General features: G+C 40.4%; 17 protein-coding genes and 1 pseudogene. 15 read left to right on the top strand and 3 right to left on the bottom strand.

Annotation, left to right across the window (positions count from 1 at the left end):
• Positions 1 to 7 precede the first annotated feature (7 nt).
• From G6W41_RS00720 to mnmA, 6 genes are read left to right on the top strand one after another with little or no spacing between them, the layout of a single operon-like run.
• A complete protein-coding gene (locus G6W41_RS00720; protein WP_012140116.1) occupies positions 8 to 352 on the top strand; it encodes a hypothetical protein in 345 nt (114 codons plus the stop codon).
• Positions 324 to 1,028, top strand: a complete 705-nt coding sequence (locus G6W41_RS00715) for an RNA polymerase sigma factor FliA (protein WP_194170290.1) — start codon at positions 324 to 326, stop codon at positions 1,026 to 1,028. The genes G6W41_RS00720 and G6W41_RS00715 overlap by 29 nt, the downstream gene beginning before the upstream one ends.
• Positions 1,028 to 2,131: a flagellar motor switch protein FliM gene (gene fliM / locus G6W41_RS00710; RefSeq protein ID WP_194170289.1), complete on the top strand. Its 1,104-nt coding sequence runs from the start codon at positions 1,028 to 1,030 to the stop codon at positions 2,129 to 2,131. The genes G6W41_RS00715 and fliM overlap by 1 nt, the downstream gene beginning before the upstream one ends.
• Positions 2,121 to 2,975 carry a flagellar motor switch protein FliY gene (gene fliY / locus G6W41_RS00705; RefSeq protein ID WP_107946071.1) on the top strand — a complete coding sequence of 285 codons (855 nt, stop codon included), beginning with the start codon at positions 2,121 to 2,123 and terminating at the stop codon, positions 2,973 to 2,975. The genes fliM and fliY overlap by 11 nt, the downstream gene beginning before the upstream one ends.
• Positions 2,975 to 3,565 (top strand): TIGR00730 family Rossman fold protein, encoded by a 591-nt coding sequence (locus tag G6W41_RS00700; RefSeq protein ID WP_012140113.1) that lies wholly within the window; start codon positions 2,975 to 2,977, stop codon positions 3,563 to 3,565. The genes fliY and G6W41_RS00700 overlap by 1 nt, the downstream gene beginning before the upstream one ends.
• A 16-nt stretch (positions 3,566 to 3,581) precedes the next feature.
• Positions 3,582 to 4,634: a tRNA 2-thiouridine(34) synthase MnmA gene (mnmA, locus tag G6W41_RS00695; RefSeq protein WP_346010871.1), complete on the top strand. Its 1,053-nt coding sequence runs from the start codon at positions 3,582 to 3,584 to the stop codon at positions 4,632 to 4,634.
• Here the strand turns inward: mnmA and G6W41_RS00690 are convergent.
• Positions 4,621 to 4,983 carry a DUF488 domain-containing protein gene (locus tag G6W41_RS00690; protein WP_004317578.1) on the bottom strand — a complete coding sequence of 121 codons (363 nt, stop codon included), beginning with the start codon at positions 4,981 to 4,983 and terminating at the stop codon, positions 4,621 to 4,623. The genes mnmA and G6W41_RS00690 overlap by 14 nt on opposite strands.
• Positions 4,984 to 5,156: 173 nt before the next feature.
• Between G6W41_RS00690 and G6W41_RS00685 the strand changes: the two genes are divergently transcribed.
• The 7 genes and pseudogenes from G6W41_RS00685 (at position 5,157) to G6W41_RS10405 (ending at position 11,935) form a co-directional block, all read left to right on the top strand.
• Positions 5,157 to 6,086: a ribose-phosphate pyrophosphokinase gene (locus G6W41_RS00685; protein WP_021084389.1), complete on the top strand. Its 930-nt coding sequence runs from the start codon at positions 5,157 to 5,159 to the stop codon at positions 6,084 to 6,086.
• A 385-nt stretch (positions 6,087 to 6,471) separates the two neighbouring features.
• Positions 6,472 to 6,978 carry a YqhA family protein gene (locus G6W41_RS00680; protein ID WP_103596252.1) on the top strand — a complete coding sequence of 169 codons (507 nt, stop codon included), beginning with the start codon at positions 6,472 to 6,474 and terminating at the stop codon, positions 6,976 to 6,978.
• A gap of 92 nt (positions 6,979 to 7,070) precedes the next feature.
• Complete coding sequence (hemE, locus tag G6W41_RS00675; RefSeq protein WP_103585241.1) at positions 7,071 to 8,093, top strand: uroporphyrinogen decarboxylase; 1,023 nt, start codon at positions 7,071 to 7,073, stop codon at positions 8,091 to 8,093.
• A complete protein-coding gene (locus G6W41_RS00670; protein ID WP_194170287.1) occupies positions 8,083 to 8,997 on the top strand; it encodes a radical SAM protein in 915 nt (304 codons plus the stop codon). Before hemE ends, G6W41_RS00670 begins: the two co-directional genes overlap by 11 nt.
• Positions 8,998 to 9,000: 3 nt before the next feature.
• A complete protein-coding gene (locus G6W41_RS00665; protein WP_194170286.1) occupies positions 9,001 to 9,819 on the top strand; it encodes a pyridoxamine kinase in 819 nt (272 codons plus the stop codon).
• A gap of 148 nt (positions 9,820 to 9,967) precedes the next feature.
• Positions 9,968 to 10,762: pseudogene (locus tag G6W41_RS10410) on the top strand (cache domain-containing protein); the annotation flags it as partial.
• 15 nt (positions 10,763 to 10,777) lie between these two features.
• Positions 10,778 to 11,935: a methyl-accepting chemotaxis protein gene (locus G6W41_RS10405; RefSeq protein ID WP_430733009.1), complete on the top strand. Its 1,158-nt coding sequence runs from the start codon at positions 10,778 to 10,780 to the stop codon at positions 11,933 to 11,935.
• Positions 11,936 to 12,512: 577 nt separating this feature from the next.
• Here G6W41_RS10405 and G6W41_RS00655 read toward each other — a convergent pair.
• Both G6W41_RS00655 and surE read right to left on the bottom strand, forming a co-directional pair.
• The gene (locus G6W41_RS00655; RefSeq protein ID WP_194170285.1) at positions 12,513 to 13,163 is read right to left on the bottom strand and encodes a tRNA threonylcarbamoyladenosine dehydratase; all 651 of its coding nucleotides are present in this window, start codon (positions 13,161 to 13,163) and stop codon (positions 12,513 to 12,515) included.
• Positions 13,153 to 13,929: a 5'/3'-nucleotidase SurE gene (gene surE, locus G6W41_RS00650; protein WP_194170284.1), complete on the bottom strand. Its 777-nt coding sequence runs from the start codon at positions 13,927 to 13,929 to the stop codon at positions 13,153 to 13,155. The genes G6W41_RS00655 and surE overlap by 11 nt, the downstream gene beginning before the upstream one ends.
• A 103-nt stretch (positions 13,930 to 14,032) precedes the next feature.
• On the opposite strand from surE, the gene lpxB reads away from it, so the two are divergent.
• Both lpxB and greA read left to right on the top strand, forming a co-directional pair.
• A complete protein-coding gene (lpxB, locus tag G6W41_RS00645; RefSeq protein WP_194170283.1) occupies positions 14,033 to 15,067 on the top strand; it encodes a lipid-A-disaccharide synthase in 1,035 nt (344 codons plus the stop codon).
• 3 nt (positions 15,068 to 15,070) lie between these two features.
• Positions 15,071 to 15,556, top strand: a complete 486-nt coding sequence (gene greA / locus G6W41_RS00640; protein ID WP_012001423.1) for a transcription elongation factor GreA — start codon at positions 15,071 to 15,073, stop codon at positions 15,554 to 15,556.
• The last annotated feature ends 40 nt before the right edge of the window (positions 15,557 to 15,596 follow it).

Raw genomic sequence — 15,596 nt, 5'->3', positions numbered from 1 at the left:
TTGAGCTTTGCGTGCAGAAAATTTTATAGCATTTTTTACGGTTTGTGGATTTTTCATAGGCATAGTTTTTACATTGCTAAAGGTGAGCGAGCCTATCGAAATGCTCGTTTATACGCTAGTTATTACTTTATTTTTTTACCTTATAATTCACATCGTAATAATGAACTACGTCGATGTAAAAAGGACTTTGAAGAAATTTTTTGACAAGCAAAGACATGAGGAGATCGCGGACTATCTCATCTCCGAGCTAAACGTTAGGGAAAAACGGATGGAAAACATCATGCTAAAAGTAACCACAGAAAATTTAGACTCTGGTAAGCAAAATGTACGAACTAAAGCAAAAGCAGCTTAACGCTTATAAAAGCACCATTAAAAAAGAGCAAGACGAGATCGTCTTAAAATACATGCCAGCTCTGCGTGCAATGGCGTTTAGACTAAAGGAGCGCTTGCCTTCAAGCATCGACGTAAATGATCTTATAAGCGTTGGCGTTGAGGAGATGATAAAGCTTAGCAGGAAGTATGACAAAGAGCAAAACGACTCATTTTGGGGATATGGCAAAAAGAGAATTTATGGCTCGATGCTTGACTACCTTAGAGCGCTTGATGTTGTTAGTAGAAGCGACAGAAAGCTAGTAAAGAGCATAAATACTGAGATAGATAACTACTTTAACACACACGAAGAAGAGCCAAGCGACGAGTATCTGGCTGAAAAGCTAAATGAAGATATCGAAAAGATAAGAGAGGCAAGGGGAGTTAGTGGCATCATCACCATTTTGCCAATAGACGAGCAAATGGAGCTAATCGGTCAAAGCGATGTTGAAAAAAGCGTAGAAAAAGAGGATCTTATCTTAAAGATCGAAAGTGCGCTAAAAGACTTTGACGAGCGCGACCAGATGATAGTTCAGCTTTACTACTACGAAGAGTTAAATTTAAAAGAGATAAGCCAGATAATGAACATCAGCGAGAGCAGAATTTCGCAAATTCATAAACGTTTGCTTGATCGTATCAGACGAAGCTTGGGGGTTTAATGGCTGATATTTTAAGTCAAGAAGAGATAGATGCGCTACTTGAAGTCGTCGATGAAGACGGCGATACGAGCAATATCGAGATAGAAGAGAGCCAACAAGGCGAGCAAAAGCAGATCATTATCTATGACTTCAAGCGCCCAAACCGCGTTAGTAAAGAGCAGCTTCGTGCGATAAAAGGTATCCACGACAAGCTTGCTAGAAATTTAGCTAGTCAAATCTCAAGTGTTATGAGAAGTATCGTCGAGCTTAGGCTTCACAGCGTCGATCAGATGACATACGGCGAGTTTTTGATGAGTTTGCCAAGTCCAACGAGCTTTAACGTCTTTTCGATAAAACCACTTGATGGAAACTGTATCTTAGAGATAAACCCAAGCATAGCATTTCCTATGATAGACCGCTTGCTTGGCGGAACTGGCGAAAATTTCGAGGCAAACAGAGAATTAACTGACATCGAGGTAAATTTACTCGATGCGGTGCTTAGGATGATCATGCAGCGCCTAAAAGAGAGCTGGTCGATGATAACTGATATGTATCCAAACGTCGAGGCAAAAGAGAGCAGTCCAAACGTCGTGCAGATCGTCTCGCAAAACGAGATCGTCATCATGGTCGTTATGGAGATCATCGTCGGTGGCTCAAGCGGTATGATAAATTTATGCTATCCAGTCATCTACCTAGAGCCGATCCTATCGCGCCTTGCAAACAGGGACATCATGCTTGGTGAAACGAGCGCTAAAAAGAGTAGAAACAAAGAGCTAAAAACGCTAATAGGCCGTGCTGAGGTACTTTATGAAGCGATATTGGGGAAGTCAATAGTAAGCGTAAATGAGTTTTTAAATTTAAAAGAGGGCGATATCTTAAGGCTTGATAGAGGTGCTGACGATAAAGCGATCGTTTGTATCGATAAAAAAGAGGTATTTTTGGCTGAAGTTGGGCTTCATAGATTTAGAAAGTCTATCAAGATCGAGCAGCTAATCCGCTCTGACAAAGACGAGATCAAGCACATCCTAGAAAAATACGAAGAAGAGCGAAAAGCAAAACTAATGGCATACGACGAGGCCAACGAACACAACAACGAAGAAGAGAGCGAAGATAATGACGAATGAATTTTTTAACATCTTTTCAAATGAGTTAAAAGCGACGATCGAAGGGCTAACTGGTAGAGCGCCAGAGATCGGCGAGAGAAATGAATTTGACGCGCCAGCACAAAATGGCATAAAACCGCCAGTTGTCATGGCTAGCGTGACATTAAGTGGCGACATCAATGCAAAAGCTGAGATCGCCTGCACGCCAGTGCTCATAAGCGCAGTTAGCGAGTGGATGATGGGCGAAGAGGAAATTTCAAAGAATGAAAACCTCGGTAGTGACGAGCTTGACGCTGCAAAAGAGATATTTTCAAACCTCTTTAGCGCCTTTAGCACCTCTCTTGGAGCACAAAAAGGCATGCCAAAGATCAGCTTTGAGGTGATAAATGTAAATTTCTTAGATGAAAACTCATCGCTTGATTTTAGCGTTTTTGAAAAGCTTTTTTTGTTTAACATAAAGATCGAGGATATAAATGAGCATGTGGCTTTTGTCTGCGATCACACGCTTATGAGATTTTTCGAGCCTGCTAAAAGCGAGCCAGCAGATGGCGCAAAAGCTGCAGCTGCTCCCCATGCACTAAAGGGCGAATTTAGCGCAGAAGAGATGAGAAATATCGGCCTTATCATGGACGTAAGGCTACCAATGCGCGTTCGTATCGGCTCAAAAAGGATGCTCTTAAAAGATGTGCTCACTATGGATATAGGCTCAGTCATCGAGCTAAATCAACTCGCAAACGACCCGCTTGAAATTTTGATAGGAGATAAGGTGATAGCACTTGGTGAAGTTGTCATAATAGATGGTAACTTTGGCATACAGATCACACAGATAGGCTCAAAACGCGAGAGGCTTCAGCAGTTAAAATAATGAATGAATTAGTAAATGATCTCTTAAAATTTCCAAGCGTTTTAAAGTATAAAAACAAAAATGTAACCTTCTTTGGCTCAGCTAGATTTGATGAAGAAAATTTCTACTGCAAAAAGGCATACGAGCTAGCTTACAAGCTAAATGAGCTAGGTTTTGCTATCTTAACTGGCGGTGGGGACGGCATAATGAGAGCGGCAAACAAGGGTGCATTTGACAGCGCAAAGTCCCCTAGTGTCGCACTAAACGTGAGGCTTCCATTTGAGCAAAACACAAATCCATACGTCACCGCAAAATATCTCTTTTCAAATTTAAGCCCAAGAAAATTTGCCCTAACTGATAGCTCTATCGCATTTGTCGTCTTCCCTGGTGGCTTTGGCACGCTTGATGAGCTATTTGAAATTTTGGTACTTGCTCATGTTGGCAGCAAAAAAGTGAAAATTTTTCTTTATGGATGCGAGTTTTGGCAAGGGCTTGATGAGTTTATACGAAAGACGCTGATCCCTCAAAAAACGATAAACGAAGAAGATCTAAATTTATATAAAATCACCGATGATCTGGAGCTTATTGTAAGCGAAATTTTGGCTATTTAAAAATAAGATATAAAATATCGCCTTTAAATTTAAAAAAGGTAAAAATATGAAAATAATGGTTGCAATGAGCGGCGGCGTAGATAGCACGATGACGGCTAAATTTCTGCAAGAGGCTGGACACAAGGTGCAAGGCTGCTACATGATGCTTCATCAAAAGCCAGGATACCACGAAGAAAACATCAGAAAAGTCAAAAAAGTGGGCGAATATCTTGGCATCAAGGTGCATGTCCTCGATCTGCAGGATAAATTTAACGAATATGTCTATGATCCATTTGTCAGGCTCTACAAAGAGGGTAAAACGCCCAATCCTTGTGCCTTGTGTAATAAATTTATAAAGCTTGGTGCGCTACTTGACTTTGCAAAGGCAAATGGCTGCGAGAAGCTTGCTACTGGGCACTACGTGCAGGTGGTTGATAGTTTTATAACCTGCGCCAAAGATCCTAGCAAGGATCAAAGCTACTTTTTAGCTCAGGTGCCAAAAGAGGTGCTAAAAGATGTCATTTTCCCACTTGGAGATAAATTTAAAAAAGATATAAAAGAGCTAGCAAGAGGCGTAAAAGTGCTTGAAGAGTTCGCTACTCAGGCAGAAAGCAGTGAAATTTGCTTTGTGGAAAATACCTACATAGAGGTTTTAAACAAGCACTACAACACAAATTTACCAGGCAATGTGGTAGATAAAGACGGCAATATCATCGGTCGCCACCAAGGCTACATGCATTACACTATCGGCAAACGCCGTGGCTTTGAGGTGTTTGGCGCTCATGAGCCACACTTTGTCATCAAGATAAATGCCGAAAAAAATGAGATCGTTGTCGGCACGAAGGACGACCTTGCTCAAAAGGTGGTTGAGCTTGAAAATGTAAATTTATTTATCGATGAAGATAAATTTGAGTGCGAAACAAAGATAAGATATAGAAGCCCTAAACTTGAGGCTTTTGTTGAGGTTGATAAAGCTAACAAAACCGCAAAGCTAACGCTAAATCAAAACGCACTTGGCGTAGCTCAAGGTCAGCTTTGCGTGATGTATGAGGGTGATCGCGTCATCGCAAGTGGCTTTATAAAGAACTAAGCGCCTCTTTTATCACCTTTACGTGGCTAAATTCTGGCTCTTTGACAGCGGTCAGAAGTGCCACGTTTTTATACTCTTTTTCTAGCTTTTTAAGCTCTTTTAGACCCTCTTGCTCCTCTTTGCCATTTAGCTCTTGTCTAAATCTTTTGCAAAACTCATCAAACCTAGCCTCTTTATCTTCATGAAACCATGACCTTAGCTCGTTTGACGGAGTGACTGATTTTAGCCAGATGAAGCTAGAAAATATCTCTTTTTTCACGCCTCTAGGATAAAGTCTATCGATAAAGACACCTTTAAATTTCTCGTCGTCGCTTTTAATAAAGTCGTAAATTCTACATATCTTAAACATGTTTGTTATCTTAGTCCTCATAAATTTACAAATGTAAAATGGTTTAAAAATTTGGTGTAAATTTTGGCTTTTGGAGTAGAAAATTTGACTAAAAATAGTGGGTAAATAAATTTAAATTTAAAGCTCATTTTGATAAAATCACAACATAAAAATCACTAAAAAAGGTTACTATTATGAGAGGCTATAAAATTTTCTCAGGCACCGCAAACATCGAGCTTTCGAAGAAAATTTCGCAATATTTGTCGCTTCCACTCAGTGAAGCTAGCATTAAAAGATTTAGCGATGGTGAGATCAGTGTGCAAATCGGCGAAAGCGTGCGTGGGAAAGATGTTTTTGTCATCCAGCCAACATGTGCCCCAGCAAATATAAATTTAATGGAGCTTCTTATCTTAACTGACGCTTTAAAACGCAGCAGCGCAAGCTCTATAACAGCGATAGTGCCGTATTTTGGCTACGCTAGACAAGACAGAAAAGCAGCTCCTAGAGTGCCTATCACTGCAAAACTTGTGGCAAATATGATGCAAACAGCAGGCATCGACAGGGTCGTTACTATGGACCTTCATGCAGGACAAATTCAAGGATTTTTCGATATCCCAGTAGATAACCTTTATGGTAGTATCGTTTTTAACGACTACGTAAAAGCTAAAAATTTACCAAACCCAGTCGTCGCAAGCCCAGATGTAGGCGGTGTGGCTCGTGCTAGAGCCTTGGCAAAAAATCTAAATTTATTAGATATGGTCATCGTTGATAAACGCCGTGAGAAAGCAAACGAGAGCGAAGTGATGAACGTGATCGGCGATGTTAAAGGCAAAGATGTGATCTTGGTTGATGATATGATCGATACTGCTGGCACCATCGTGAAAGCAGCTGAAATTTTCAAAGAGCGTGGCGCAACTAGCGTAATGGCGTTTTGCACGCACCCAGTGCTTAGCGGGCCAGCCTATGATAGGCTAAAACTTGGCTTTTTAGACGAGCTAGTGGTGACTGATACGATCCCATTAAAAGAAGAACTCCCTTGTATAAAAGTGCTAAGCACAGCTTCACTCTTTGGCGAAGTGATACGCCGTGTTTATCACAACGAAAGCGTAAATAGCCTGTTTTAGTAACCATTGCAGGCTAGAGCGTTAGCCTGCTAAATTTATCCATTTTGGGTGATTGATATTTATCTTTTGGGTTAAATTTCTAGCCCAAAAGACTTAAAATCCTGCTTGTGGTGAGCCTAGCTTTGAAGTCAAATAAACAAAAATCACAATGAAATCTCGCCACTAAATTTCTACATGCTAGCCACTAAAATTTAAATAAGTCGTAATTAAGATGCAGTGTCAATCAGATCCGTGTGGGAGCTGCGACAAATGCCGTGAGGATCGCACAAAAATGGACCATGATGCAAGAGTAGTTTGCATTAAAATTAATTGCGATTTTGCACCTAAATTTTAAGGAAAAAACTATAAAATACCCCCTTTTTAAATTTCATAAAAAGGGTTTTTATTGCGTAAAATATTCGAGAGAATTTTGCTTGCAAGCAACAGTTTCACGCTTTTCCCAGTGGTCTTTGGACTTTTAGGTGCGATCGTGCTTTTCATCATCGCAAGTTATGATGTCGGCAAGGTGCTTTTAGAGGTTTATAAATATTTCTTTGCTGCGGATTTTCACGTTGAAAATTTCCATTCAGAGGTCGTTGGTGAGATAGTTGGAGCGATCGATCTATACTTGATGGCGCTTGTTCTTTATATATTTAGCTTCGGAATTTACGAGCTTTTTATCTCAGAGATCACGCAGCTAAAGCAGTCAAAGCAGAGCAAGGTGCTTGAAGTGCATTCACTTGATGAGCTAAAAGACAAGCTTGGCAAAGTGATCGTCATGGTTTTAATCGTAAATTTCTTCCAAAGAGTGCTTCATGCAAACTTCACAACTCCGCTTGAGATGGCCTATCTTGCGGCTTCTATCCTCGCACTTTGCCTTGGACTTTACTTCCTTCACAAGGGCGAACACTAAAATTTTAAGCGTTTTTACGCTTAAAATTTCTCCTACATCTTTTCTTTAGCTATTTTTGGATAATATCCATTTAAAAATTTAAAGGAAATTTGATGATTTTCATAGACGCTTGCCTTAAAAAACCGACCCCATATACGCCTGTTTGGATGATGCGCCAAGCTGGCAGATATCTGCCAGAGTATATGGCTGTAAGAGCTAAAGCAGGGGACTTTTTATCACTTTGTAAAGATTATAAAAAGGCTAGCGAGGTCACGCTTCAGCCAGTTGAAATCCTTGGCGTTGATGCGGCGATTTTGTTTAGCGATATCCTTGTCGTGCCTCTTGAAATGGGCATGGATCTGCGCTTTGAAAAGGGCGAGGGACCAGTTTTTACAAAGCCTTTGCGTGATGAGGCCGCACTTGATGCGCTTAGTATCGAAAGATCGGTTAAAGGCTTAGCATACGTCTATGATACGATCAAGCTTACAAGAGAAAATTTAGCCAAAGATAAGGCGCTCATTGGCTTTTGTGGTGCGCCGTGGACGATAGCTACATATATGATAGAGGGTGGTGGCAGCAAAAACTATGCGGTCTGCAAAAAGATGCTCTATCAAAATCCAGAATTTTTACATCAAATTTTAGAAAAAGTGACGCAAGCGCTCATCCTTTATGTCAAAGAGCAGATAAAAGCAGGCGTAAATGCGGTGCAAATTTTTGATAGCTGGGCGGCTGCGCTTGAAGAGCAGGCATATTTTGAGTTTGGATTTAACTACATAAACAAGATAGTTGATAGCGTCAAGGCTGAATTCCCAGAGATCCCGATCATCGTTTTCCCAAAAGGTATAAGTGGCTATCTGGATAAAATTTCAGGTAAATTTGACGTTTTTGGAGTTGATTGGAGCACGCCGATCGAGCTAGCAAAAGAAAAACTTAGTCCAAGATACGTCCTTCAGGGCAATATGGAGCCAACAAGACTATATAGCAAAAAGGCGATCGATGAGGGAGTTGATAAAATTTTAAGCACGATGAAAGGCGCACCGCATATCTTCAACCTTGGGCATGGAATTTTGCCAGATGTGCCAGTTGAAAACGCAAAATATTTCATAAAAGAGGTTCAAAGAAAAAGTGCAAGATAGCACTATCATCTTTGGGCCGATAAATTCGCGCCGTTTTGGTATGAGCCTTGGCATCGATCTAAGTCCAAAGCAAAAATCATGTAATTTTGACTGCGTTTATTGCGAGCTAAAGGGCGCAAAGCCGGTTGAAGAGATAGAAAATCCCCCAAGCGTTGATGGGATCATAAGCGCTTTAAAAGAAGCTTTAAAAGCTCATCAAAACATCGATGTCATTACGCTTACAGCAAATGGCGAGCCAACTCTTTATCCGCACTTAAAAGAGTTGGTGGCAAAAGTAAATGAGATAAAAGGCAAGGCAAAAACTCTCATCCTAAGCAACGGCTCAGGCGTGAGGGATCAAAAAATTTGTGAAGCACTGCTTGGGCTTGATATAGTTAAATTTAGCCTAGATAGCGCCGTGCAAAGCACATTTCAAAAGATAGACCGCAACAAAAGTCGCATAGAAGTAAATGAACTTATAAAAGCAATGGCTAAATTTCGCAAGGAATTTAAGGGCGAGCTTGTGCTTGAAATTTTGGTCGTGGCTGGATTTAACGACAAAGAAGAGGAATTTATAGCGCTTAATGAGGTTATAAATGAGATAGCTCCGCACCGAGTGGATGTGGGCACGATAGATCGCCCGCCAGCTTACAATGTAAAAGGCGTTGATGCTAGTAGGCTTGAAGAGCTTGCAAGCAAGATAAAAGGCGCGCCAGTCACCATAGCTAGGGCTCACAAGATAGAGCAAAAGTATGAATTTAGCAAGAGCGAAATTTTAGCCATGCTAGAGCGCCGTCCGCAAACTACGGCAAATGTAGAAGAAAATTTCTCAGAGCACTCAAAGCAAATTTTAAACAAGCTCTTGCAAGACGGTGTGGTTTATCAAACTGACGTTGCCGGCGTTAAATTTTATAAATTAAGATGATAGATGAAGCGAATTTTAACTATACAAGACATCTCGTGCGTGGGCAAATGCTCGCTCACAGTCGCACTTCCCATAATCAGCGCCCAAGGCATCGAGGCGTGCATCTTGCCAACGGCACTGCTCTCAACTCACACTGGCTTTAAAAATTTCACTTTTCGTGATCTAACTGATGAATTTGACGCTATAACGCAGGTTTGGCACAAAGAGGGCATCAGCTTTGATGGAATTTACACTGGATTTTTAGGTAGTTTTAGACAGCTCGAGCTTATTAAGAAGGTCTTTGCTGAGTTTGATAGCGGCTCTTTGCTAAGGCTTGTGGATCCTTGCATGGGCGATAATGGCAAGCTCTATCACGGCTTTGATGAGAAATTTGTGGCAAAGATGAGAGAGCTTTGCACAAAGGCACACGTCATCACGCCAAACATAACTGAGGCAAGTTTTATGTGCGCTAAACCATTTTTAAGTGATGGATACGGCGAGGATTACATTTTGGAGCTACTTGAGGGCTTGGCTAGTTTTGGCGCGCAAAAGATCGTTTTAAAGGGCATTAGATACAAGCAAAATGAGTGTGGTATCATAGCATATGACGCAAAGACGAAAGAAAAAGCGGAGTATTTTCACGAGTATTTGCCCTTTCACACAAGTGGCACCGGAGATATCTTCGCTTCAGTGCTTTTTAGCTCGCTTATAAATGGCGAAAGCATGCAAAATGCCATCAAAAAGGCAGCAAATTTTGTGCTTGAGAGCATCAAGATCACGCTAAATGATAATAACCGCACAAGATATGGTGTGCAGTTTGAAAAATTGCTTAGAAATTTTTAGCACTTTATGGCATGGAGTGATTTAAATTTGTGTCATTATAACCCCATAAAGTGACATTGTTAAAACAAAATTTCAGATTTATTTAAATTAATTTTACTTTTATATAAAAAGTTGAATAATTACGCAAATATTGATCAAGGAGTGATTTATGAAGTCTTTAAGGATTAAAATTTCTGTTATTTTGACAGCTGTGATCGTGCTGCTACTAATCGGCGTTAGCCTCATTAGTTACAACATAGCTCGCAACCTATATACAGAAAAAGTTGTGAAAGATGAGCTACCACTAGCTGTCTCTAACGTTGCAGGTGAGATCGGCTATGCCATAGACAAGATCATCAATACCTCTTATCAGATGACCAAAAACGACTATCTTCTCAAGTGGATCGACGAAGGCGAGCCAAAGGACGGATTAGCAACGCTTTTTAACTACAACACCGACCTTATGAAGGCGTTTAACCTCTCAACGGCGATGTTTGTCTCTGATAGAACTCTAAACTACTACACAAACGACAAAATTTTAAAACAGCTTAGCAAGGACAATCCACGCGATAGCTGGTATTTTGATGTTAAAAACGGCAAAGAGATAAATTCTCTAAACATCCAAGTCTCAGAAGCTACTGGCTCGCTAACGCTTTATGTAAATAGCAAGGTTGAAAAAGACGGCAAATTTTATGGCGTAAGCGCGATAGGCATGAACCTTGATGACATCGTAAATTTAGTCACTTCAAAAACCATGGGCGAGGGAAGTAAATTCTTAATGGTTGATTCAAGCGGTATCGTAAAGATAGAAAAGAGCGACAGGGTCGGCAAAGTAAATGTAAAAGATGTCCTTGGCAAAGAGAAATTTGATGTTTTGATGAATAAAAATGGCGGCGTCATCCGTCACTTTGATGGCACGAGAAATTTGATAATTGGCTCAAAATATATCCCAAGCCTTGATTGGTACCTATTTGGCGAGATGGACGAGGATGTGCTTTTAAAAGATTTGCATACGCTATTTTACTCAGCTATCGGCGTTATCTTAGCAGCGATCATCATCTCTGTGATAGTTTCACTTCTAATGTCTTCATATCTCCTAAAAATCATCCTCAAACTAAAAACAGGCCTACTATCTTTCTTTGATCTACTTAACTATAAGACAAATAAAGCAGACCCTATATATATAAATTCTAAAGATGAATTCGGCGTTATGGCACAACTCATCAACGAAAACATCAAAAAGATACAAGACACTGCTAATCAAGATGCTACTGCTGTTAATCAATCAGTATCAACAGCTAAAGAGATAGAAAAAGGAAATTTAAAAGCTAGGATCACAGAAAACCCAGCTAACCCAAAACTAGTAGAACTTAAAAACGTTCTAAATAAAATGCTTGATGTTCTTGAAGCAAAAGTAGGTAGTGATCTAAATGTTATCCAAAAGGTATTTGATAGCTATAGAAGATCAGACTTTACCTCTAGGATAGAAAACGCAAATGGTGAAGTAGAAAAGGTAACAAATGCTCTAGGCACAGAAATCTCTAGAATGCTAAACTATAACCTAGAAAAAGCTAAAACCCTAGAAGAAAAAGCTAAACTTCTAGCTGAATCAGTCTCTCAAGTAACAAGCTCAGCTAGCACACAAGCAAGCTCACTTCAAGAATCAGCAGCTGCAGTTGAGCAAATGTCTAGCTCAATGAATGCCATCTCTCAAAAGACAGCTGATGTTATAAGACAAAGTGATGAAATTAAAAACATCATAACTATCATTAGAGATATAGCAGATCAAACAAACCTTCTAGCTCTTAATGCTGCAATAGAAGCAGCCAGAGCAGGAGAACATGGTAGAGGATTTGCCGTTGTTGCTGATGAAGTTAGAAAACTAGCTGAAAGAACACAAAAATCTCTAGGTGAGATAGAAGCAAATACAAATGTCCTAGCTCAATCAATAAATGAGATGAGTGAATCTATAAAAGAGCAAAGTGAAGGTATCAATATGATCAATCAATCAGTTGCTCAAATAGATCACTTAACAAAAGAAAACGTAGTAATTGCTAACCAAGCAAACGAAGTCACATCAGAAGTAGATGAGATGGCTAAAGCTATAGTTGAGGATGTTAGGAAGAATAAATTCTAAAAATAAACTACTAAAATTAAACACAAAGCATAGTCCTCTAAATTTAGAGGGCTATGCGAATTTAGACTAGATGATTAAAATTAACACACAAGAAACTTCAAACAAATTTTAAGATCAACACTCAAGAATTATATATCAAATTTTAAAATTTATGAGCGAGCATATCACGCTTCTAAATTTAGTGGCGAATGGCTATGAGCCCTAAATTTAGTAAGTTGCTAAGGCGAGTGAGTAAAGTTTTAAAATTTGCCAAAAATAGATTTTTAGAAATTTAAAGTTTTATTTCTTTGTTAAAGAGGAAGAGGCTTTGAATTACGAAGTCGCTCCATTATCTCCCTTTAGATATTACAATCCCCTCGCACGTTCAAAGTGCATGCGATATCACTATTGTGCCGCATGCGAATTAAAACTCTAGCAAGTTTAAAATTTGGTGATGTGGTTATGATCGCTTGTAAATTTTAAAATTTACTAGATGCTCATCTTGGATTGTTAAATTTGTGTATTGTAGAGCTGGCTGTTCAATTTATCCAAAATTTTAGCTCTAATTTGAAATTTTGCTCGGAGTGTAAATTTAGGTTTACTGTTCAACTATCTTTTTAACAGCTAGTGAGGCTAAATTTAGCCCAAAGCAAGCAGTCACGCCCATGAAGCTGCCAAGTGGCTTGCAAAGTGGCTCTTCTGTTGAAAAGACCACGTCAAATTTACTGCTAAAGCCTGATTTTTTGAGCTCATATCTATATTTTCTAGCAAGTGGATCGACCGATGTTTTCCAAACGCTGGCCACCTTTATCTTGGTTGGATCAACCCTTTTTGCCCCACCCATCGAGGCTATAAATTTGCTAGGATCTACCGCATTTGCAAGGGCGATCTTGGCAGCTATATCATCGATCGCATCGATCACCACGTCAAATTTACTAAAGTCAAATCCAGTAACAAACTCAGGCGTGATCAGCGTCTGCATAGGCGTGATGCAAGGATAAATTTTGGCAAACTCCTCCACCTTTACGCCGCCTACGTTTTCGCTGTAAATTTGGCGGTTTTGATTTGTTACGTCAAAGATGTCTTTATCAATAAGCGTGATGCTTCCGACCCCGCTTCTAGCAAGCGCATCTACGCACATTCCACCAACGCCTCCAGCTCCGCAAACTAGCACTTTTGCGCTTTGAAGCTTGCTAAAACCATCCTCGCCAAAGAGCCATCTTATCCTTGTAAATCTATCATTTTGCATCAAATTTCCCTTTTAAGCTCTCCAAGCTCTCGTATGAAGTCATGTTTAGTTTTATGGGCGTTATCGTGGCAAAGCCCTCATTTACCTTGCTGATGTCGCTTGGCTCGCCTTTTTCGTATTCAAGTGCGGCGTTTCCAAGCCAGTAGTACTCGATACCTCTTGGGTTGCGATTAAGCGTGGCATGCGTGGCGTAGGTGCGTCTGCCAGCTGGCACGACGGCATAACCTTTGAAATTTTTGCTAGTTCTAGCTGGGATATTTACATTTAGAAATTCTCTTTGATTTAGCGAAATTTCATCATTTAGCACTTTCGGTACGATAAATTTCACCACCTCTTTTGCCAGCTCAAAGCCAAGTTCATTTAGTGAGTTGTTTTCATAAAACTGTGAAAAAGCGATGCTTCTAATGCCCTGTAAAACGCCCTCCATCGCTGCTCCACACGTGCCAGAGTAGGTGATATCTTCGCCCAAATTTGCCCCGTGATTTATGCCGCTTATTACTAGGTCTGGTTTTTTGTTATAAAGTGCGTGAAGTGCGAGATAGACGCAGTCGCTGGGCGTTGCGTCGTCAAGTTTAAAAAAGCCATCATCAAGTTTTATAAATCTAAGCGGCCTTGTGAGTGTCAAAGAGTGAGCGCAGGCTGATTTTTCAGAGCTTGGAGCTACGATCGTGACATTTACGCCATCTAGCTCGCTTAAAGCTTCTTTTAAGGCAAGTAGTCCAGCCGCCTCAAATCCATCGTCATTTGTTATCAAAATTTCTTTCAAATTTTATCCTTTAAAGGGTTGGATTTTATCACAGCTTTCTTAAAATTTTAAAGAATTTTTGCGTATAATGCCCTCCAAAAAAAGACCTGATGAAAGTGTGTAAATGAAAATTTTAGTCTCCGCTCTTGAGCCATCGGCAAATTTGCATTTAAAAGAAATTTTAAAAAATTTTGAGGGCGAATTTGAGCTAATGGGAATTTTTAGCGAAGAGCTTGGCACGCCATATATGAAAAGCAGCGAGTTTTCAGCGATGGGCTTTGTCGAGGTTTTGCCACTCATCTTTAAAGCCAAAAAGGCGATGAAAGTGATGAGCCAGATGGCAAAAGAGGCTGATGCAGTGCTGCTAATAGATAGTCCAGCCTTTAACCTCCCACTTGCAAAGGCGATAAAAGAGGCCGGCGCAAAAGCAGCCGTGACATACTATATCTTGCCTCAAGTTTGGGCGTGGAAGCCAAAAAGAGTAAGCGTTGTGGAGAAGTATTGTGACAACCTAGCTTCGATCCTGCCATTTGACTCTAAATTTTATAGCCGATCGACCTACGTGGGCCATCCTTTGATGGATGAGATAAAGCTTAAGAAAACTAGCCTAAGTAGCAGCGGCAAAGTGGCGTTTTTGCCGGGATCAAGAAGGTCAGAGATTTCAAGGCTGATGCCAGTTTATAGAGAGCTTGCTAAAAGGATAGAAGCAAAAAGGCTGCTTGTAGTGCCGCCATTTTTGCTTGATAAAGTGGGCGAAATTTATGGCGATACAAGCGATTTTGAGGTCGTTTCAAACACGCCTGAAGCCTTGTATGAGAGCGACTTCGCCTTTGTCTGCTCTGGCACTGCTACGCTTGAGGCAGCGCTCATTGGTACGCCATTTGTGCTAGCATATAAGGCAAAAGCGATAGATGTTTTCATCGCTAGAAAATTTGTAAAGATCAAGCACGCAGGTCTAGCAAATATAATGTTTGACTTCATGGGCAAAGAGCCGCTTCATGAGGAATTTATCCAAGAGTTTGCAACGGCTGAAAATTTGCTAAGAGCCTACAAGAGCTGCGATAGGCAAAAATTCTTAAAAGGCTGCGATGAGCTAAGGGCTTACCTAGGGCATGGCAGCAGTAAAAATGTAGTAAAAATTTTAAAAAATATGGAGTAAAAAATGAGTGAACCAATGACAATGCACGGATACGAGAAGATAGAAGCTGAGCTAAAAGATCTAAGGCTAGTTCAGCGCCCACAAATAGTAACAGAGATCGACATCGCAAGAAGCCATGGCGATCTAAAAGAAAACGCTGAGTATCACGCCGCAAAAGAGAAGCAAGCCTTTATAGACGCTAGGATCGCTGAGCTAAGCGCACTTTTAGCAAACGCAGAGGTGATCGATCCAAGTAGCTACGAGCATGACAGGGTAAGATTTGGCTCAAGTGTGACGATAATGGATGAAGAGACCGAGGTAGAGCATACTTACACGATAGTTGGTGTGAGCGAAAGTGATCTAGACAAGGGCTATATCTCGATAAACTCACCTCTTGCAAAGCAGCTTTTAGGCAAGGCTGAGGGCGATGAGGTGGCGCTAAATTTACCAAAAGGCAGAAGTGACGTTGAGATCGTTAAGATCTGCTACAAACCTATAAAATTTGACTAAAAAGACGAGACAAAGGGCTAAAAACTGCTTTTTGGCTCTG

Source organism: Campylobacter concisus (assembly GCF_015230035.1).
GTDB classification, from domain to species: domain Bacteria; phylum Campylobacterota; class Campylobacteria; order Campylobacterales; family Campylobacteraceae; genus Campylobacter_A; species Campylobacter_A concisus_BK.
The sequence above is the reverse complement of the archived record's forward strand: the minus strand, read 5'-3'. Positions and strand labels throughout refer to the sequence as shown.

What these genes read in the sequence shown, in the direction of transcription:
- G6W41_RS00715 (WP_194170290.1), top strand. Translation starts at nt 324, where the DNA reads ATGTACGAACTAAAGCAAAAGCAGCTTAACGCTTATAAAAGCACCATT.
- fliM (WP_194170289.1), top strand. Translation starts at nt 1,028, where the DNA reads ATGGCTGATATTTTAAGTCAAGAAGAGATAGATGCGCTACTTGAAGTC.
- fliY (WP_107946071.1), top strand. Translation starts at nt 2,121, where the DNA reads ATGACGAATGAATTTTTTAACATCTTTTCAAATGAGTTAAAAGCGACG.
- G6W41_RS00700 (WP_012140113.1), top strand. Translation starts at nt 2,975, where the DNA reads ATGAATGAATTAGTAAATGATCTCTTAAAATTTCCAAGCGTTTTAAAG.
- G6W41_RS00690 (WP_004317578.1), bottom strand. Translation starts at nt 4,983, where the DNA reads ATGTTTAAGATATGTAGAATTTACGACTTTATTAAAAGCGACGACGAG.
- G6W41_RS00685 (WP_021084389.1), top strand. Translation starts at nt 5,157, where the DNA reads ATGAGAGGCTATAAAATTTTCTCAGGCACCGCAAACATCGAGCTTTCG.
- hemE (WP_103585241.1), top strand. Translation starts at nt 7,071, where the DNA reads ATGATTTTCATAGACGCTTGCCTTAAAAAACCGACCCCATATACGCCT.
- G6W41_RS00665 (WP_194170286.1), top strand. Translation starts at nt 9,001, where the DNA reads ATGAAGCGAATTTTAACTATACAAGACATCTCGTGCGTGGGCAAATGC.
- G6W41_RS10405 (WP_430733009.1), top strand. Translation starts at nt 10,778, where the DNA reads ATGGACGAGGATGTGCTTTTAAAAGATTTGCATACGCTATTTTACTCA.
- G6W41_RS00655 (WP_194170285.1), bottom strand. Translation starts at nt 13,163, where the DNA reads ATGCAAAATGATAGATTTACAAGGATAAGATGGCTCTTTGGCGAGGAT.
- lpxB (WP_194170283.1), top strand. Translation starts at nt 14,033, where the DNA reads ATGAAAATTTTAGTCTCCGCTCTTGAGCCATCGGCAAATTTGCATTTA.
- greA (WP_012001423.1), top strand. Translation starts at nt 15,071, where the DNA reads ATGAGTGAACCAATGACAATGCACGGATACGAGAAGATAGAAGCTGAG.